Here is an 18,023-nt window from a genome sequence, read left to right as displayed (position 1 = left end):
GACCATCGCCCAATGAAGGTCGCGTAAAACTACAATATGAAAACAAAACTAACAATAGCGTTGGTAGCTCACGACCACCGTAAATCGGATATGGTGGAGTGGGTTGTATACAACTCCGACTTCCTGTCGGAACATCACCTTGTTTGCACCGGAACCACGGGCAGCCTGGTTCGTGATGCACTGAACAATGAAGGAGTATACCCCTCATTTACCATTATGAACTCAGGTCCCATGGGAGGTGACGCCGAGATTGCGGCCATGGTGGTGCGCAAAGAAATTGACCTGGCCGTATTTTTAATAGACGACCTGAACCCGCAGCCTCACGAGGCAGACATCATGATGTTGCTTCGTCAGTGCCGGGTACACAATGTACCCATTGCCTGTAACCGTTACAGTGCCGACCTGATGATCACCAGTAACCTGTGGGATGATGACAACTATGTTCCTTCTCCTCCCCGTTATGAAGAATTCGACAGGAAGAAGATGGGTTTCTAGAACCAATACAAGATCAATAATGAACCCCTCACCGGCAAATCGCTGCCAATGAGGGGCTCATTGTTTAAACAAGTTACGTTAATCAACCAGGTTCAATTCTTTCACTACGTGGGTTGCGCCCATTACTTTGTCAATCACGTACAGGACGAAGCGGATATCCACACTTATCATGCGCTGCATATCGTTTTCAAAGAGGATATCACCACTCAGCGACTCCCAGTTACCATCGAATGCCAGCCCTATAAGCTCGGCTTTTCCATTCAGTACCGGGCTTCCCGAGTTACCACCGGTAATATCGTTGTTCGACAAGAAGTTGATTCGCATAATTCCCTCTCTGTCGGCATAACGGCCGAAATCTCCACCGCGGATAGCGTCCAGGATATACTCCTGCACGTTGAACTCGGGATCACCAGGCACCTGTTTTTCAAGGATACCGTTTGAAGTACTGTAATAGTCGTACCATACTGCATCGCGTGGCCTGTAACCCTGTACTGTTCCATAACTCATTCGTTGCGTGAAATTGGCATCGGGATAAAAGTTTTTGTCCGGATTCATCTCCATAAGGGCTGCCATCAGTTCCCGTTCACCTTTCAGCATCTTTTCATAGAAGGGCATCATCAGTTCCGACAGTTCATAACCCATGTCGGTTGTCGACAATGCCAGTTCCATGGCCGGATCTTTTGTAAGGAGTTGCGTATCGGCTGTCTTCAACAGTTCCAGGAGCTTCTCCAACGACGTGAACTGTGAGTGGGTAAAGAGCCAGTCGGCATATGCTTCATAGTCACCGTCGAAAAGAGAGTCAATCTTTTGGTAGATGTCAGGATGGTATTGCTGCGGCACACGTCCGGCATAAAGTCTCATTAATACCGGCAGCACTTTTTTATCCAGTGCCGGTTCATAGTTCTTATAGGATTCAATGAGCCGTTCATTGATGAATGCCTGTTTGTCTTCTTCGGTACCTTCCGTATCGAAACGAAGGATGGTATTGGCAAACTGGATTAGCTCAATACCATTATTGAATGTTTCCAAAAAATAGGTGGTGTAGCGTGCCAGCTCATTGGAGCCGGTGTAAGCAGCTTCCAGTGTGGCAAGGGTACTGTCATATCTGGTCTCATGTGCAGGACTGCTTTGAATCCATCTTTTCAGTCGTGCTTCAAGTTTTTCTTTTTCGGGCAATACACCCAGGTTATTCAATGCCTCATTCATACCCATCGCGTTTTTCCAGTAGTTTGAGCTCCCGGCAAACTTACTGGCATATTTGATGCGGATAGTATCATTCCCGGCCATGGCAGCCCGCCAAATATCCTGTTTTGCCCCACGCACTTCTATGCGTGGTTTATTTTCAGATTCCATCTGTTGGCGGATACCCCATGAAGACATGTACCGTTGTGTGCTGCCGGGATAACCCACCGTCATACTGTAGTCACCCTCTTTCACACCGGCCAGTGACACAGGGACCACATATTTGGGTTTATAGGGTACATTACTTTCACTGTAATTCGCAGGCTTGTTATCCTTGCCGGCATAGACCCGGAAAACAGAGAAGTCTCCCGTATGTCGCGGCCACATCCAGTTGTCGGTATCTCCCCCAAACTTGCCTACTGAGGAAGGGGGTGCCACCACCAGCCGCACATCGCGAAATTGATCGTAAAGTACCACGTAATATTTGTTTCGGGCATAGAATGGCACTATCCTCGCGCTGGTAAAAGGATCATTTTCATAGGCTTCTATCAGCTTGCCGGAAAGTGAATCGATGACGAGCTCACGTTGTACTTCACTGAGTACCATGGGAACGTGGGGTATAATCTGATCTGTTACATCCACCATCGAGCGAAGAAAGGAGACAGTGAGTCCATCGGCATAAAGTTCATCAGTCCCTTTTTTGGCAGCGAAGCCATCTTTCAGGTAGTCGTGGTTTACAGCACTCAACTTCTGAATAGCTCCGTAGCCGCAGTGATGATTGGTAAAAATTAACCCTTTGTCCGATACTACCACACCGGAGCATCCTCCACCAAAGATAACCACGGCATCTTTGAGGGATCTCTTTTGTTCGCTATAAAGATGATTGACCGGAAAAGTAAATCCAAGCTCTTCCATGCGGGCCACACTCTCCTTGTCCAATTCCCTAAGCAGCCACATACCTTCGTCGGCATTTGCTGCAAACAGTGCATACAACATGGCGAGTGATAGAAACAGTTTTCTCATATAGTTTTGAATAAATTAGTCATCAGCTGTCAAGCCTTCAGGAACAATCATTGCAGCTTCAGCGGTCAGCTTTACCTCACGGCACATGGCGCGTCATTTGAAATATCTCCCTATCAGCGGCCAGTGCCGCAAAGGTAACTCCTTTTTTATGACCACCACAAGATAAATCAGGATTAAAGTCGTATTTATCCCCAACCTGAGCCATAAAAAGTTCACATTCATATATGTGATTGTGATTCCCTCAAAAAGGATCATCGAAAGCAGGAAGAACAATCCTGCTGATCTCAGATTGTAGGGAATGGGATAATTTCTCTGTCCCAGAAAGTAGGAAATCACCATCATGGCCAGGTTGGCGATGAAAGATGCCCACGCACAGGCCATATAGCCATAACGGGGAATAAACATAATATTTATAAAGATGGTGATTGCAAAGCCTATGAGTGACATATAGGCTCCCCAACGGGTCTGGTCTGTCAGCTTATACCACAGGGAAAGATTGAAGTATATTCCAAAGAAGAGTTCTCCCATCAGCACAATGGGCACCACCTTCAATCCCTCGTGATATGAAGCGGGAATCATGTATTTAATGACATCGATATAACCGGTGGTCACCAGGAAAATAAGCAATCCGAAGACAATGAAATAGCGGGTGGCGTCACTGAACGACTGCCGGTCACCGGTCGCCCCCTTACCCCGTGCAAAGATAAATGGTTCAAAAGCATACCGGAATGCCTGGGTAAACATCACCATGATGATGGCAATCTTGAAGTTCTGTCCGTAAATACCCAGTTCGGTATAAGCATTTGCCTTGTCGGGGTATAACCAGGGAAAGATGATCTTGTCCGCCGTCTGGTTCAGGATGCCGGCAACGCCCAATATCAATATGGGAAACGAGTATTTCAACATATTACGAAGCAGCACTTTGTCGAAAGTAAACCTGATGCGCAACTCCGGCGAGACCATCAGAAACTGGACAACCGAAGCGGCAAGGTTTGAAATCAAAATATAATCCACCCCCTTGTTTATGTCGAACCAGGCGAAAACTTCCGGGAAGAGGGCCTGCAAGCGGGGACAAACCAGGAAGAAGAAAAGGTTGAACAGAATAGTCAGCACCACATTGACAACCCTGATCATGGCGAACCGTACCGGCCTCTTTTTAAACCTCAGGTTAGCAAAAGGGATGGCACCCAGCACATCTATGCAGAGGATAATCACCAGCAACAGCAGATAATGCGGCTTCATTGCTATGCCTCCCAGCACAAACGCCAGCGGCTTCAGAAAGAGGAATGTCAGAATAAAGAATATGGTGGTTGTCGTGGCAATGGAGAGAAAAGTAGTGGAGAAAACCCGGGAAGGCTCCTTTTCTTTGTTGGCATACCGAAAAAAGCCCGTTTCCATGCCATAGGTCAGAATTACCTGCAGGAGTGCCACCCAGGCATAGAAATTTGTCAGCACACCTATATCAGAGATCTTTGGCAAGGCAAATGCCCAATAGAGAGAGAGCAGCCAGCTGAGCAGTTTAGGCAAAACACTACCTATGCCATAAAAGAAGGTCTCTTTCGCCAATGTTTTCATTCCTCCTGCCATGTTTACCCGAATAAGTTAGAAGATTGATTGTTCATTCCGGGAACAAAAATACAATTTTTCCACCAAGTGTTAACCAAAAGATCGCCTCATTATTTATCTTTAATCATTGGTAAGGGTAAAATATCGAAAAAAACCGTTTACTTTGCAGGTTGAAAATAAGTAAAGAGTTTTATCAATCGGACAATGCATTCACACAGCCGCATTATTGGCTGCAGGTTGCATTTTTGAAATTATGGCATTACAGGAAGAGATTTTTAAAAAGCTGGTATCGCATAGTAAAGAGTACGGGTACGTATTCCCTTCGAGTGAAATCTACGATGGTTTGGGCGCCGTGTACGACTACGGGCAGATGGGCGTGGAGCTCAAGAACAACATAAAAAAGTACTGGTGGGACAGCATGGTGCTGTTGCATGAGAATGTGGTGGGAATTGATTCCGCCATCTTTATGCATCCTACCATCTGGAAGGCATCGGGACATGTGGATGCCTTCAACGATCCGCTGATCGACAACAAGGACAGCAAGAAACGCTATCGTGCCGATGTGCTGATCGAAGATCATCTGGCCAAACTGGACGATAAGATCGAAAAAGAAATACAGAAAGCAGCAAAACGTTTTGGAGAATCGTTCAACGAAACCATGTTTCGCGCAACCAATCCCCGTGTGCTGGAACAACAGCAAAAGCGGGATGAAATACACGGCCGCTTTGCAAAGGCCCTGAACGACAACAACCTGGATGAACTCAGGCAGATTATAGTGGACTGCGAAATTGTTTGTCCCGTCAGCGGTACTCGTAACTGGACCGAGGTACGACAGTTCAATCTGATGTTTGCCACTGAGATGGGTTCCACCTCAGACGGGGCCATGAAGGTCTATTTAAGACCTGAAACAGCACAGGGAATTTTTGTCAATTTCCTCAATGTACAAAAGACCGGACGCATGAAAATTCCTTTCGGAATTGCACAGATAGGGAAAGCTTTTCGTAACGAGATCGTAGCCCGCCAGTTCATCTTCCGCATGCGCGAATTTGAACAGATGGAGATGCAGTTCTTTGTGGCACCGGGTGAAGAGTTACAGTGGTTTGAACACTGGAAGGCTTTTCGTATGAAGTGGCATCAGTCTTTGGGATTTGGTGCAGAGAAGTATCGCTTTCACGACCATGACAAGCTGGCCCACTATGCAAATGCCGCGACCGATATTGAGTTTGAGATGCCATTCGGCTTCAAGGAGGTGGAGGGTATTCATTCCCGCACCGACTTCGATCTGAGTCAGCACGAAAAATATTCCGGCAAGAAGATGCAGTATTTCGATCCGGAACAAAACAGATCATACGTACCCTTCGTTGTGGAAACCTCCATAGGCGTGGACAGAATGTTTCTCTCCGTTTTGGCGGCCTCCTACGAGGAAGAAACGCTGGAGGGAGGGGAGGTACGTGTATTGCTGAAGCTTCCCCCGGCCCTTGCACCGGTGAAACTTGCCATTTTGCCACTGGTGAAAAAAGACGGCCTCGCAGAAAAAGCCCGTGAAATCATGGACGAACTGAAATTCAGCTTCACATGCCAGTACGATGAAAAAGACAGCATTGGTAAGCGCTATCGACGTCAGGATGCTATTGGCACACCTTTCTGTGCCACCATCGATCATCAAACGCTGGAGGACAACACCGTTACCATCCGTTATCGTGATACAATGGAACAGGAAAGGGTCTCAATCGATTCATTACAACGCACCATCACTGATAAGGTCGACATGAAACATTTACTCAAACAATTATCAGCATAAAAACATGAAGAGATATCCTGCATTATTATTCACTTTTCTTATGGCTCTTCTGTTTGCGTCATGCGACAAAACAGAAACGTTCGATGACCAGTGGAAGCTTGACAACGAGGCACAGTTTGCCGCTATAGCAGCCGATCCGGCATATACGAAGATCGATTCTCAATCTGGTAAAGGCTTTGTAATGTACAAAAAGATCCAGTCGGGTAATGGAGAAACGCCCTATTTTACAGACAAGGTAAAGGTTCTTTATACCGGCTGGTATAAGAATATCTGGTCGATGCCCGATATTTATACCGACAATAAAGATAACATCATTTACAACAAAGTAATCTTTGATTCTACTGAAAACAACAATATTCCAAGAACATTTTCCGTGAATGGTGTCGTGGACGGTTTTTCCACTGCCTTACAAAATATGCGCGTGGGCGACAAGTGGGAAGTATGGATGCCCTGGAAGCTAGCATACGGAGAGAGTGGAAACAATACTATTGCGGGTTATACAACACTTGTCTTTGAAATTGAACTGGTCGATATTTTGTAGATTGCCCGGAAGGCACCCGCAGCGTCATCACGTTTATAAACCCTGCAAGAATTGTTCAATGGCACCCCTCACTTGCGGGCGGGTGCCATTGAATTTATTTATCATCACGGCAAAGGCATATTTTTTGTTGCCATCAACAAGATACCCTGCATAACACTGTACTCCGCCAATGCTGCCACTCTTGGCAACGACTTTACCGCTATACCGGGTATTTCCCATAAAGTTTTTGAGTGTACCCTCCCGCCCTGCCTTGGGCAATGAGCTGAAAAAAGAGGATGCATTTTCGCTTGTGTTATACATATAGACCAGCAGCTGCGTGAGAAAAGAGGGACTCACTGCGTTTTGCGGCGACAGTCCATTTCCGTCGTGCATCCGTAATGATGTGACAGGTATTCCCTTGTTGTTCCACAAATCCATTGCATACGTCACACCCGCCTCCAGTGCATCTTCATAAATATCCTTTTTGCTCTTTCTCCCGAGTGTACGGATCAGATGTTCAGCGTAATGGTTGTTACTCTCCACGTTTACTTCGCGGATAATTTCTTTGAGCGGTGGTGAAACATGTGTGCAAAGCACCTGGCCTGCCCTGTAAGGCTGTCTTTTTTCAGGAGTACAGTACCCTGCCAGATAATCCCTCCGAGCCGTTTCCACTTTTCCAATCTTTATGTCGGCCTGTTTCAGATAGTAAGACAACGTTTCCCCCAGCATCAACCCCGGATCGGGAATGTCGCCTTTAATGCTGAATTCTGTTCTTCCAGCCGGTATATTCCCTCTCACGGCCCTTTCATAAGAGAAAGGGATACCATAAATGTAGCCGTTATCGCTTCCCGTATTGTTCAATGTCAATTCATTCTGAAAAGTAAGTCCCTTTATTTGTGGTTCCGTACGGAGTATTCGCGGACAGCTGTCTCTGTCAGTCGTATTAAAAAAGAGACGATAACTATTATCGAACACACTGATACCATATGCCCCCGCGGCGTAATAATTGCCCATGTCGATCCAGGTCCATTCCGGCGAAATACCATTGTATCCAAACAAGTTGTCCACTACATAAAGTGAATATTCCTTACCCGGCGGAAGTGTTTTTTTCAGAGTGTGGGCCGTAGTGATAAAAAAGATGTTCGGATTGCCATGGAAAGCCTCACTGGCCAGGGTAGGATCACCCGAACCAATTATCAGGATGCGGGAGGAATCCTCCGCATCGAGCGCCACATCAGTTTTGTAACGATAATTTTCGCCCAATGCTTCCAGCGCTGTAGCCGTGGTGATTAGTTTTAACACCGATGCAGGGGTAAGCGATTTCTCGGCATCATATTCCATCACCGTTTTGCCTGTCGTCATATCCACCACGGAAACACCCACCGAGGCATGTTTCAGGGCAGGATGACCGATAAACTTCTGCAATGCCGTCTGGGGATAGCCAAGGCTCGCGAATAAAAGGAAAACAACAAAAATGAGATTCTTTTGCATCGGGAAATATCTTTTGTTTTGGACAAATATAGAAGATATTCCCTTTGAGAAACGCATCAAACTACTCTTTTAACAGTTCGTCGGTCCTCACCAGCCGGTATCCTCTGCTTTTTAACTCTTTCATCGAATTTCCATTTTCTTGCATAGAGGAGCATCTGTTCCAGAAACTCCCGAAAAGCTTGTTTGCCGGACCCACACGTTCGTTTACTGCAATTAATGCTTCCGACCGGGAAAGAATATCCGGATAATCAGGTAAAATTGATGGTACATCCCAGACAAATTATTAGTGTAATTTACAGGTATCCTGGCAACTCTCTGAACAGACTTTGCGGTGATAAGAATTACATCAAAATGGCCGTTGACATCTGTACAGTTCCTTGTCCGGGTCCTTTAATCCAAATTGATGTACCGATGACCGGGTCACCCGTTTCGTCCGACACATTACCCGTTACGCGTTCCTGGGCAAGCATTGTTTCCATGCCTAGAAGAAGCACGAATAATTGAATAGAGATTTCTTTTCATACATTCATTGTTAGATATTATATAAGTCAACACAGAAAAATTAACAACTCGTTTATATAATATTTTCAAGAATACCCTCAAAAAATGAGGCTGACTTAAAAAATCAAGTCAGCCCTCATTTACAAATAAATCTTTAAAAATTAGAATTTGTAGCCCACGGAAAGATAAGCGTTTTGGTTTTTGATGTCTCCGTTACTGGTTCTGGAGATGTTTACCAAACCCATGTCCCAGCCCAGATCAAAAAGGATCGGACCAAACTCTGCACCAACACCCAATCCTAAGCCGGCGTCGAAAGGCTTATACTGGGCCCGACCATCCCCGAATATATTATCTACATCCCATTCGGCATTGATATTACCGACCGATGCTTTTCTGCTGCCACCTACACCGTATGCGACATATGGACCACCATGAAATACAATGCGTGTACCGGGAGTAACATCCATCTTGTAAGCGTAATGTACGGGAAGCTGCAAATACATCAGGTTTTCGGAGTACTTGGCATTCCAGTCTGCGTCTTCGGTTTTAAGACCCTTGGTAGTAAAAAACAGACCAGTCTGTAGAGCCGAACCGGGTACGAATTCGTATTCGGCAGCCAAACCTACGTGAAAGCCTATTTTTACATTTTTTTCATTTAGTTCGTCCCCATAATAATTGGACATGTTTACACCACCCTTGATGCCTAAGTTTACCTGAGCACTTGCGCCTGCAACAATAACAAGCATTGCCATAAGTGCCATTAATCTAATTCTTTTCATAATACAATAATTAGTTTGTTTGAAAATTAAGCTATGGATATAGAATATCCGAGACTCACATTAAAACAGTTTTGCAGTGTATTTGTTCGAATAGTACCTTACAAAAATTAATAATAGACGAGTTCGAAAGGCATGGCAGCAAAAATCTCCCGGGCCACCTCCTTCACCTGCTTCGATGTCACTATGTCGATCCTGGAAAAGAGATCCTCCAGCGGCATATAACGATTAAAATGCAGGTATTGCTTCGCCATGGAAAGTGCGCTGTTTTCGTGGTTTTCTGCAGCAATGCCCATTTGCCCCTTCCACTGCTTTTTAGCCAGGGCAAGTTGCATGGGAGTTAGCTCCGTCTCCTTTATTTTATCGATCTCGCGCGCAATCAGCCGGACGCATTTATCTTTATATTTCGGATCACAGGCAAAATAAACGGAGAACAAACCGTTATCGGAATAGAGCGTCACGTTCGACTCCACGTGGTAAGCCAGCCCGTGCTTCTCCCGTAACGAAGCATTGAGGCGGCTGTTCAGGCTTTCTCCACCAAGGATGTTATTCAACATAAACAGGGCATATTTTTGAGGATGGTGCATGGAAAATGTGCTACATCCCAACATGACATGTGTTTGCGTCGTATTTTTATCCACCTTCTCCCTATGCGGCACAAAGTGGCCGGGGGGAGTTCGCCTTTTCTGCGGTATTGCCTCTTGCGTCATGCAAAAATACTTTTCCACCTGCCGGATCACTTTTTCGAATGCTGTTTTTCCAAAAGAGAAGAAAACCATCTCCGAGGGCTGATACTGCCTCTGCATGAAAGACAGGATACGTTCCCTGCTGAAAGAGTGCAGCGCCTCCGGCTCACCCAGTATGTAATGTCCCATCTCGTGCCCTTTATAGAGCATATTTTCAAAATCATCATAGATAAGCTCCGAAGGAGAATCGCGATAAGAGTTGATCTCGTCAAGAATAACTTCCCTTTCCCGTTCAATCTGATTGGGCGAAAAGACAGAGTGAAACAGGATATCTCCCAGCAATTCCGTAGCACGGGAAAAATACTCCTCCAGAAAGGTAGCATAAAAAAAGGTTTCTTCCTTTGTGGTGTATGCATTCAGCTCTCCCCCCACATTCTCCATCCGGCTGGCAATATGATGTGCTTTTCGCCTTTCGGTACCCTTAAAGAGCATGTGCTCCACAAAATGCGCCATTCCGAACTCATCGGAATATTCGTCGCGGCTACCCGCGTTTACTACGATGCCGCAATAGGATATTCCGGACGCAAAAGAACGATGGATAATACGAAGGCCGTTCGATAATGTATGAGTATGTATCATATGCTTTCCTTTCTGTATTACCGCTGCATGTATTTGGATTTCTGTGCCGGGGACAATCGTTCGATGGAATAGCGCAACATTGTCCGGGGCATCACCGAATAGTATCGGTCAAGAAAACCGGTGAGTATCATCTCATCCCGCTTACCGGCTTCTCTGAGCATCCAGCCACACGCCTTGTGTATCAAATCGTGTGTATGTGTCAGAAATAATTCACACAATCTCAGTGTATCCGTAAAATCATTGTTACGAATAAAAGCCATCGTGGAGACCACCGCAATGCGTTGCTCCCATAAAAGGCCGCTTTGCGCCAGTGTATATAATAATGTACGGTCTTGCCTTTCTTTGAGCCACTCACCAATGATTTGACAGCACGACAGGTCCACCAGGTCCCAGTTGTTGACTCGATGGGTGTGGGAAAGATAGAAATCGACGATCTCCCCCCGTTTAAGTTCACTGGCTCTCTGAAATTGTGCTGACAGGATAATCAACGCACACAGGCGGCATTCGTGAAATTCATCATTCAATAGTTTCTCCAGCTCTGCGAACGACGTTTCCTTGCAGGTCCCTGCCACGCCACGTGTTTCGGGAACAGTGCAACCAATAAATTTATCTCCTTCTCCGTATTGTCCTTTTCCTGTCTTGAAGAAATACCTCGAATGCTCTGCTTTTTCAGTATTTCCAAAAGCAAGAAGTCGCTGTTTTATTTTCTCTGCAGTCATCATCTTCACAAATCAGTTAACCCGCGATACCGGAAAGATACCTTCATAGAAGCCTACTATGTTCCGGGACATTTCTATCGACATGTTTATACGGTCTTCCATTGTTTTGGTTCCTGCATGGGGTGTCAGGATCACATTGTCAAGTGTCAGAAGTTCCGGAAATATATATGGCTCATTTTCGAATACATCGAGTGCGGCAGCCCATATTCTTTTCTCTTTCAAGGCTTGTGCCAATGCTCTCTCGTCCACCATATCTCCCCGTGCCGTGTTGATGAATACCGCTGTAGGTTTCATCATATACAGCTCCCTCTTCCCGATCATGTGATGGGTCTCCTTTGTGGAAGGAGCATTCAGAGAAATATAATCGGCAGTACGTAGCAAATTGTCGAGAGAGACATAATTTGCATTATAAAGCTCTTCAATTTCCCTGCTCAGCCTGTTTCTGTTGTGGTAGATGATGTCCATTCCCGAAGCCACGGCACGACGTGCCAGGGCTTGGCCAATCCGCCCCATTCCAATAATTCCCAACGTTTTGCCGTATACAGGCAATCCTGCTTCAGCATAGGCACCCCAACTCACTCCTTCCGGCATTCGCAACTTCCTGTCGTAATAACTGATGCGCCGTCCAGACGCCATCAGGAGGCCAAAAGCAAACTCTGCTGTTGGTTCCCGGGTGGAGTCGGGAATGTTGGTGACAACAATTCCTTTTTGGGTAGCGTAGTCCACATCGATATTGTTAAAGCCCACACCCCAGTTGGAAATAAGTTCCAGCCTCGCGCCTCGTTCCATGATTTCTTTGTCGGTATAAAAACTGAAACTGGGAACAAGTACCTCAAAATCGGGAATCATTGCCAGCACTTCCTCCCTGGAAAAACTGGATTTCCCTGTCGGGAGGGTCACCTCATACTTCCCTGCCAGCTCTTGCAACCCCTCCGGCTTTAACCGGTATGCGATCAATACTTTCTTCATATGCGACTGTTTTGTTGATATACACTGTGGCAACGAATCATTTAAATGTCTGTTTTAACGGGTGAACGGCAGGATTTGTTTAAAGATAGTTACCCCGGGGTATTGTCATAACTATGGTATAAACAGAAAAAACGAGCCATGAGACCCGTTTTCCGCTCTTCAGGTTGGACTTGAACCAACGACCCTCTGATTAACAGTCAGATGCTCTAACCGACTGAGCTACTGAAGAATACTCCTTAATTTTGAGTTGCTCTTCCTCTTGGACTTGAACCAAGGACCCTCTGATTAACAGTCAGATGCTCTAACCGACTGAGCTAAGGAAGAATATTCTGAATGCCGAAAAGCGATGCAAAAGTAGTATATTTTTCCGAATAAACCAATAACAGATAAAAAAAAACAAGCGAACGGTATAATCTGTTTCTACAAAAGTGAGATAACCTGTCTTCTTGCATCCGCATCATTCTCCGAGAGATTAATCCAATGAATTTCCTTGTCTTTTCTAAACCAGCTAAGTTGCTTGCGGGCATAGTTTCGGGAGTGCTGTTTTATTTTATCTACTGCAAATTCAAGCGAACAGTTACCATCGAAATAATCGAAAAGCTCTTTATATCCCACCGTGTTCAGCGAATTCAGTTGACGTCTTCCGTAAAAGCCCCTCGCTTCTTCGAGCAACCCTTCTTCCATCATCAGGTCTACGCGCCGGTTAATTCTCTCATACAGTTCATTGCGTTCCCGGGTGAAACCAACCTTTACAATCCGGAAAGGACGTTCCTTCTTAAGGTTTGTGCGGAGAGAAGAGTATGGTTTTCCTGCCATAAGGCATACCTCCAGGGCATGTATCACCCGTTTGGGATTTTTCAGATCTACTTCGTCGTAAAACAGAGGATCCAGTATTTTCAGCTGTTGCCTGATCGGGTCGAGTCCCTCTTTCCTGTAAAGCTGGAAGAGTTCTTCACGAAGTGTTTCATCAATGGTGGGAATATCATCGATGCCCCTACAGACTGCATCAATATACATCATGGAACCACCCGCAAGAATTACAACAGGGTGTTGCACGAATAATTTATCGAGCAGGGAGAGCACATGCTGTTCATAATCGCTGGCACTGTAGTATGCTTCAGGCGCCAGCATCCCCACGAAGTGATGCTCTACACGTTGTAACTGTGCACGGGAGGGTGCGGCAGTTGCTATGGGCATGCCCCGGTATATCTGGCGGGAGTCGGCAGACAATATGGGACATTTCAGCTGTTCGGCAAGCTGCATGCTCCATGCTGTTTTACCCACTGCCGTGGGACCAAGAAGTACAAGTAGTGTGTGCTTTGCGGAAAAGATAATCTGTTGATTAATGATGATAAACTTTTTTATTTGAATTATAAACGGTTCAGTATAGATCCTCTGTTTCTGCAGGAGAATCGTCCAGGCCTTCAAAACCCTCTTTGTCCAGTTCATCCATTTCAAAGCTTTCGTCACCGTAAAAGGTTTCGCCCAGATCTATGGCTCCACTTTCCACTTTCAGTTCTTCAATCTGCATCACCTGCTTTGGAGGTTCTCCCACCGATAGGGTACAAACTGCTTTTTGCAGACTCTTGCCCGGTATTACCTCTGCAAGTTCAATAAACAATGCCCTTTCGGTAAGATAGTCAAACACAAACATCAGCTTCTGCTTTTCATCTTCCAGATAGTCGCTCAGGATACAGGCATCCATGGTCAGAGAATCTTCATCGGAATAAGTATCCATCTCCACCAGGGTTATTTCTTCCTTTTTCCTCCACTTATCATCACAAAGGAAAAAGGATGCCATCTCTTTTTTACTAAATCCGGTGCAGTCAATAATCGCCTGGTAGAAATCCAAAAAAGTGTTATCGGCATCAATTTTTATTTCTCTTTTGAATTTCTCGGCCTCATCTGATAGAATTAGAAATTTGAATATCATTATGATCTTTATTTTATGCATTGTTGACGTTTCAAAGGTAATAAAAAGTTTTAAAAAGTAATCACGTTTCCATATTTGTTGATCACTAAACAGACATCATACCGCGTTGTAATGACTGAAGAAAGTTGAACCTATTCAGAACTGATTTGTTTTATATGAACCTGCGGGAAAGGAGAAAATGAGAGTATACTTTGTGGGTTATAAATAAAAAATCATATGAAACGAGCATATATGCCAATTGATCCTGTCTATTTTGAGTTATTCGAGCAGGAAACGGTAAAGAAGGAATCAAGAATCATCTACTTTGCATTTACAGATGAACCGGCACTGGAAGAGTGTCGTGGTAAGATTCTCAAAACAGGAGAAGTAGATAGTGAAGGCGTTTTTATTTTTCTTAATAACGGCGATAAGGTACGTGCCGACCGTGTGGTGGTAATTAATGGAAAACCCGGTCCGGCGTTCGATGAGTATGACGCATATGCACTTGCCCCTCTTACGTGCCAGGGAGGGTACGATGACTGTTCTTTAGAATAAGAGAAATTAGTATCTTTGTATATCGAACCAGCATACAAAACGTCAAATGGCGCTAAAGCAGCAACAGGTACTGAAACAGACACAACGGCTTTCTCCTCTGCAGATGCAGGTGATAAAGCTGGTAGAATTAAACACGGTGGAAGTGGAAGACCGCATCAAGCAGGAGGTAGAAGAGAACCCCGCATTGGAGGCCGGAGACAGTGAGCTTTCAGGTGATCCGGAAAACGAAGATTCCGAAATAAAGGAAAATGATCTGTCTCAGGAAGAGATTATCCTGGGAGATTATTTTTCCGAGGATGACATCCCTGATTACCGTCTCAACGGATCGACCCAAAAAGGGGAGCAAAGCTTTATCGAGTACAACAACTATGATGACAAGTCACTCAGCGACTTTCTGCTCGAGCAAATCGGGTTGTTAAACCTGGACGAACGCAAACAGATGATTGCCGAATATATAATTGGTAATATCGATGAAAATGGCTACCTCCAGCGCGACCTTCAATCTATTTCCGACGACCTGCTGTTTCAGCAGCAAATTGAGGCTACACCACTGCAACTGGAAGATGTGATGTATGAAATACAGGATCTTGATCCCCCCGGTATTTGTGCACGTGATCTGCAGGAATGTCTTCTTCTTCAGCTTGATCGTTACAAACCAACAGCACCTGTGAAACGGGCAAAAAAGATACTGACAGATCATTTCGATGAGTTTTCACGAAAGCATTACGACAAAATCATGCGATATATGGGCATTACGGAAGACGACCTGCGTGATGCCATTCATGAGATTATCTCCCTCAACCCGAAACCGGGCAACAGTCTGGGTGGTACCCTGCAAACAGCCATGAATAATATTACTCCCGACTTCATTGTAGAGTCATATAATGGCGTTGTTTCGTTTCATCTTAACAACAGCAACATGCCGAGTCTGAAGATAAACCGCAATTTTTCGGAGATGCTAAGAGGATATATCGACAATAAAACAAGCATGTCGGCCGACGATAAGCAGGCCATGTTTTTCATGAAGCAAAAGGTGGATTCCGCCAAATGGTTCATCGATGCGGTAAAACAACGTCAGTATACACTGCAGCGCACCATGGAGGCAATCGTAACGTTACAGTATGATTTTTTTCTCACTGAAGATGAGTCGCAGCTCAAACCGATGATTCTGAAGGATGTGGCTGACAGGACCGGTTTCGATATCTCCACCATTTCGCGCGTAAGCAACAGCAAGTACGTGCAGACGAATACAGCCGTTTATCCACTCAAATACTTCTTTTCTGAAGCAATGCAAACCCATGAAGGTGAAGACATTTCATCACGGGAAGTGAAAAAGATTCTCAAAGAGAGTATCGAAAACGAAAAACCATCCAGACCCCTCACCGACGATCAACTCACTAAAATTCTCAATGAAAAGGGGTATGTAATAGCACGCCGCACAGTAGCAAAATATCGGGAACAACTGAATATTCCTGTGTCACGTTTGAGAAAAAAAATATAACTTTGCCGTTTTATTGATAGTAACCATCAGGATGAAGTCGATCTCGCATGTCATTTCCACCGTCTTTCAGCCTTTGTTGATGCCTACCTACGGGGTAATGCTCCTATTTGTGTATACCTATTTCGGAGTGATATACAGGCATCAATTCTGGCATATAGTCACGCCGGTAGTTCTTTTCTCTTTTGTTATTCCCGCCATTCTCATATTTATGCTCTTCCGTCTGGGTATTATTTCAGACCTGTCGTTGAAAGTACGTCGGGAACGGTTTTATCCCTATCTGATCACACTGTTGTCTTACTCGGCCATGATTATCTTTTATTACAGGATACACATGCCAAGGTGGTTCATGATGATCATGGCTGCCTCCGTGGCGATCATGGTTATTGCCATTCTCATTACCTTCATGTGGAAGATCAGTGCACACATGTTTGGCATAGGTGGCCTTATCGGCGGTGCCATGGCGGTAAGTTTCTTTGTGGAAAGATCCAATCCCTATTACATGTTTATGGGGTTGTTCATCATTGCCGGACTGGTGGGAACCTCGCGACTTATTCTCCGGCGTCATACCCTTGCTCAGGTTGTAGCAGGTTTTTTGCTCGGATACATGGTTTCATTCTTGTTTGTATGGTTGGGCGCACGAACATAGAATTACCGATTTCGTCGTTTTGTCAATCGGGAATTAAGTTGTACATTTATCCCAAATTATATTAATTATAAAATTATACTCGCTATGAATTTTCCAGAAAATGTAAAATACTCTTCCGACCATGAATGGGTGAGAGTAGAAGGCAATGAAGCATACGTAGGAATTACCGATTTTGCACAGGACGAGCTGGGTGAAATTGTGTATGTAGATGTGACTACCGAAGGAGATACCCTGGAACAGGGTGAAGTATTCGGCAGCATTGAAGCAGTGAAAACCGTATCTGACCTGATGATGCCTGTCGGTGGAGAAGTACTGGAAATAAATTCCAAACTCGATGATGCACCCGAGCTGGTCAATAAGGATCCGTTTGGTGAGGGATGGATCATTAAAATAACCCTGAATAACAGTGATGAGCTGTCCAGCCTGATGTCAGCTGAAGATTATAAAAAGTTTATCGGAAAATAAAACCTGAAGATATGACCCCTATTATAAGTATCATTATGGGCAGTACCTCCGATTTGCCTATAATGGAAAAGGCAGCACAGTTTCTCAACGAAATGGAAGTGCCCTTTGAGATGAATGCCCTGTCGGCACATCGCACACCCGGGGAGGTGGAGAAATTTGCCAAAGAAGCCGGCGAAAGGGGAATCAAGGTAATCATCGCCGCAGCCGGCATGGCTGCACACTTGCCAGGGGTGATCGCTTCAATGACCACGCTCCCTGTCATCGGCGTACCTATTAAAGCGTCGCTCGACGGGATGGATGCATTGCTTTCCATCGTGCAGATGCCCCCGGGCATACCCGTAGCCACGGTAGGCATAAATAGCGCGCTGAATGCCGCCATCCTTGCCTTGCAAATGATTTCCACGGGCGATGAGACGGTCTTGCAAAAACTGGCTTCCTACAAAGAAAGTCTAAAAAAGAAAATCACGAAGGCCAACGAAGAACTGGCAACAGTATCCTATGCCTACAAAACGAACTGACGTTTGTAATTTACAACGAATCATCCGAAGATTCAGTGTATCAGTGTGTGATTAAAAA

17 protein-coding genes and 2 tRNA genes are annotated in these 18,023 nt (G+C 45.1%); 8 read left to right on the top strand and 11 right to left on the bottom strand.

Annotated elements, in window-relative coordinates:
- Positions 1-36 precede the first annotated feature (36 nt).
- Positions 37-495: a methylglyoxal synthase gene (locus AC1HCU_RS03500; protein ID WP_480369129.1), complete on the top strand. Its 459-nt coding sequence runs from the start codon at positions 37-39 to the stop codon at positions 493-495.
- A 78-nt stretch (positions 496-573) separates the two neighbouring features.
- Here the strand turns inward: AC1HCU_RS03500 and AC1HCU_RS03495 are convergent, their stop codons facing one another.
- Positions 574-2,700, bottom strand: a complete 2,127-nt coding sequence (locus AC1HCU_RS03495; protein WP_480369126.1) for a S46 family peptidase — start codon at positions 2,698-2,700, stop codon at positions 574-576.
- A gap of 93 nt (positions 2,701-2,793) precedes the next feature.
- On the bottom strand, positions 2,794-4,275 hold the full coding sequence (locus AC1HCU_RS03490) for an oligosaccharide flippase family protein (RefSeq protein ID WP_480369124.1): 1,482 nt from the start codon (positions 4,273-4,275) through the stop codon (positions 2,794-2,796).
- Positions 4,276-4,519: 244 nt separating this feature from the next.
- On the opposite strand from AC1HCU_RS03490, the gene AC1HCU_RS03485 reads away from it, so the two are divergent.
- Positions 4,520-6,067, top strand: a complete 1,548-nt coding sequence (locus AC1HCU_RS03485; protein WP_480369121.1) for a glycine--tRNA ligase — start codon at positions 4,520-4,522, stop codon at positions 6,065-6,067.
- Between the two features lie 4 nt (positions 6,068-6,071).
- The gene (gene bamJ, locus AC1HCU_RS03480; protein WP_480369118.1) at positions 6,072-6,608 is read left to right on the top strand and encodes a BamJ family beta-barrel-assembly machinery protein; all 537 of its coding nucleotides are present in this window, start codon (positions 6,072-6,074) and stop codon (positions 6,606-6,608) included.
- 33 nt (positions 6,609-6,641) lie between these two features.
- Here the strand turns inward: bamJ and dacB are convergent, their stop codons facing one another.
- The 9 genes from dacB to AC1HCU_RS03435 all read right to left on the bottom strand — a co-directional run bounded on the left by dacB (position 6,642) and on the right by AC1HCU_RS03435 (position 14,301).
- A complete protein-coding gene (gene dacB, locus AC1HCU_RS03475; protein WP_480369116.1) occupies positions 6,642-8,078 on the bottom strand; it encodes a D-alanyl-D-alanine carboxypeptidase/D-alanyl-D-alanine endopeptidase in 1,437 nt (478 codons plus the stop codon).
- 662 nt (positions 8,079-8,740) lie between these two features.
- Positions 8,741-9,358 carry a porin family protein gene (locus AC1HCU_RS03470; protein ID WP_480369113.1) on the bottom strand — a complete coding sequence of 206 codons (618 nt, stop codon included), beginning with the start codon at positions 9,356-9,358 and terminating at the stop codon, positions 8,741-8,743.
- A 107-nt stretch (positions 9,359-9,465) separates the two neighbouring features.
- Positions 9,466-10,680 carry a M16 family metallopeptidase gene (locus tag AC1HCU_RS03465; protein WP_480369110.1) on the bottom strand — a complete coding sequence of 405 codons (1,215 nt, stop codon included), beginning with the start codon at positions 10,678-10,680 and terminating at the stop codon, positions 9,466-9,468.
- Between the two features lie 17 nt (positions 10,681-10,697).
- On the bottom strand, positions 10,698-11,399 hold the full coding sequence (locus AC1HCU_RS03460; RefSeq protein ID WP_480371046.1) for a DNA alkylation repair protein: 702 nt from the start codon (positions 11,397-11,399) through the stop codon (positions 10,698-10,700).
- Positions 11,400-11,411: 12 nt separating this feature from the next.
- A complete protein-coding gene (locus AC1HCU_RS03455; RefSeq protein ID WP_480369107.1) occupies positions 11,412-12,368 on the bottom strand; it encodes an NAD(P)-dependent oxidoreductase in 957 nt (318 codons plus the stop codon).
- A gap of 155 nt (positions 12,369-12,523) precedes the next feature.
- Positions 12,524-12,597 (bottom strand) — tRNA-Asn (locus tag AC1HCU_RS03450).
- A gap of 21 nt (positions 12,598-12,618) precedes the next feature.
- Positions 12,619-12,692 (bottom strand) — tRNA-Asn (locus tag AC1HCU_RS03445).
- A gap of 96 nt (positions 12,693-12,788) precedes the next feature.
- Positions 12,789-13,631 (bottom strand): tRNA (adenosine(37)-N6)-dimethylallyltransferase MiaA, encoded by an 843-nt coding sequence (gene miaA / locus AC1HCU_RS03440; protein ID WP_480371043.1) that lies wholly within the window; start codon positions 13,629-13,631, stop codon positions 12,789-12,791.
- A 118-nt stretch (positions 13,632-13,749) separates the two neighbouring features.
- Positions 13,750-14,301 carry an IS1096 element passenger TnpR family protein gene (locus AC1HCU_RS03435; RefSeq protein ID WP_480369104.1) on the bottom strand — a complete coding sequence of 184 codons (552 nt, stop codon included), beginning with the start codon at positions 14,299-14,301 and terminating at the stop codon, positions 13,750-13,752.
- Positions 14,302-14,517: 216 nt separating this feature from the next.
- Here AC1HCU_RS03435 and AC1HCU_RS03430 point away from each other — a divergent pair, with 216 nt between their 5' ends.
- The 5 genes from AC1HCU_RS03430 (at position 14,518) to purE (ending at position 17,965) form a co-directional block, all read left to right on the top strand.
- Entirely contained in the window at positions 14,518-14,835 is a 318-nt protein-coding gene (locus AC1HCU_RS03430) for a hypothetical protein (RefSeq protein ID WP_480369102.1), read from the top strand.
- A gap of 46 nt (positions 14,836-14,881) precedes the next feature.
- The gene (rpoN, locus tag AC1HCU_RS03425; RefSeq protein ID WP_480369099.1) at positions 14,882-16,336 is read left to right on the top strand and encodes an RNA polymerase factor sigma-54; all 1,455 of its coding nucleotides are present in this window, start codon (positions 14,882-14,884) and stop codon (positions 16,334-16,336) included.
- Positions 16,337-16,367: 31 nt separating this feature from the next.
- A complete protein-coding gene (locus tag AC1HCU_RS03420) occupies positions 16,368-16,982 on the top strand; it encodes a hypothetical protein (RefSeq protein WP_321721956.1) in 615 nt (204 codons plus the stop codon).
- 84 nt (positions 16,983-17,066) lie between these two features.
- Entirely contained in the window at positions 17,067-17,447 is a 381-nt protein-coding gene (gene gcvH / locus AC1HCU_RS03415) for a glycine cleavage system protein GcvH (protein WP_480369096.1), read from the top strand.
- An 11-nt stretch (positions 17,448-17,458) separates the two neighbouring features.
- Positions 17,459-17,965, top strand: coding sequence for a 5-(carboxyamino)imidazole ribonucleotide mutase (purE, locus tag AC1HCU_RS03410; RefSeq protein WP_480369093.1), 507 nt, complete (start codon positions 17,459-17,461; stop codon positions 17,963-17,965).
- The last annotated feature ends 58 nt before the right edge of the window (positions 17,966-18,023 follow it).

Source organism: Proteiniphilum sp. LBM24028, assembly GCF_056629195.1.
Note: the sequence above shows the minus strand (reverse complement) of the source record. Positions and strands in the feature narration are given on the sequence as shown.

Excerpts from the sequence above, each read along its gene's own strand:
- gcvH (WP_480369096.1), top strand. The coding sequence starts at position 17,067 with ATGAATTTTCCAGAAAATGTAAAATACTCTTCCGACCATGAATGGGTG.
- AC1HCU_RS03490 (WP_480369124.1), bottom strand. The coding sequence starts at position 4,275 with ATGAAAACATTGGCGAAAGAGACCTTCTTTTATGGCATAGGTAGTGTT.
- purE (WP_480369093.1), top strand. The coding sequence starts at position 17,459 with ATGACCCCTATTATAAGTATCATTATGGGCAGTACCTCCGATTTGCCT.
- AC1HCU_RS03455 (WP_480369107.1), bottom strand. The coding sequence starts at position 12,368 with ATGAAGAAAGTATTGATCGCATACCGGTTAAAGCCGGAGGGGTTGCAA.
- AC1HCU_RS03430 (WP_480369102.1), top strand. The coding sequence starts at position 14,518 with ATGAAACGAGCATATATGCCAATTGATCCTGTCTATTTTGAGTTATTC.
- AC1HCU_RS03495 (WP_480369126.1), bottom strand. The coding sequence starts at position 2,700 with ATGAGAAAACTGTTTCTATCACTCGCCATGTTGTATGCACTGTTTGCA.
- dacB (WP_480369116.1), bottom strand. The coding sequence starts at position 8,078 with ATGCAAAAGAATCTCATTTTTGTTGTTTTCCTTTTATTCGCGAGCCTT.
- AC1HCU_RS03500 (WP_480369129.1), top strand. The coding sequence starts at position 37 with ATGAAAACAAAACTAACAATAGCGTTGGTAGCTCACGACCACCGTAAA.
- AC1HCU_RS03460 (WP_480371046.1), bottom strand. The coding sequence starts at position 11,399 with ATGACTGCAGAGAAAATAAAACAGCGACTTCTTGCTTTTGGAAATACT.
- miaA (WP_480371043.1), bottom strand. The coding sequence starts at position 13,631 with ATGCAGCTTGCCGAACAGCTGAAATGTCCCATATTGTCTGCCGACTCC.
- AC1HCU_RS03485 (WP_480369121.1), top strand. The coding sequence starts at position 4,520 with ATGGCATTACAGGAAGAGATTTTTAAAAAGCTGGTATCGCATAGTAAA.
- bamJ (WP_480369118.1), top strand. The coding sequence starts at position 6,072 with ATGAAGAGATATCCTGCATTATTATTCACTTTTCTTATGGCTCTTCTG.
- AC1HCU_RS03465 (WP_480369110.1), bottom strand. The coding sequence starts at position 10,680 with ATGATACATACTCATACATTATCGAACGGCCTTCGTATTATCCATCGT.
- AC1HCU_RS03420 (WP_321721956.1), top strand. The coding sequence starts at position 16,368 with ATGAAGTCGATCTCGCATGTCATTTCCACCGTCTTTCAGCCTTTGTTG.
- rpoN (WP_480369099.1), top strand. The coding sequence starts at position 14,882 with ATGGCGCTAAAGCAGCAACAGGTACTGAAACAGACACAACGGCTTTCT.
- AC1HCU_RS03435 (WP_480369104.1), bottom strand. The coding sequence starts at position 14,301 with ATGATATTCAAATTTCTAATTCTATCAGATGAGGCCGAGAAATTCAAA.
- AC1HCU_RS03470 (WP_480369113.1), bottom strand. The coding sequence starts at position 9,358 with ATGAAAAGAATTAGATTAATGGCACTTATGGCAATGCTTGTTATTGTT.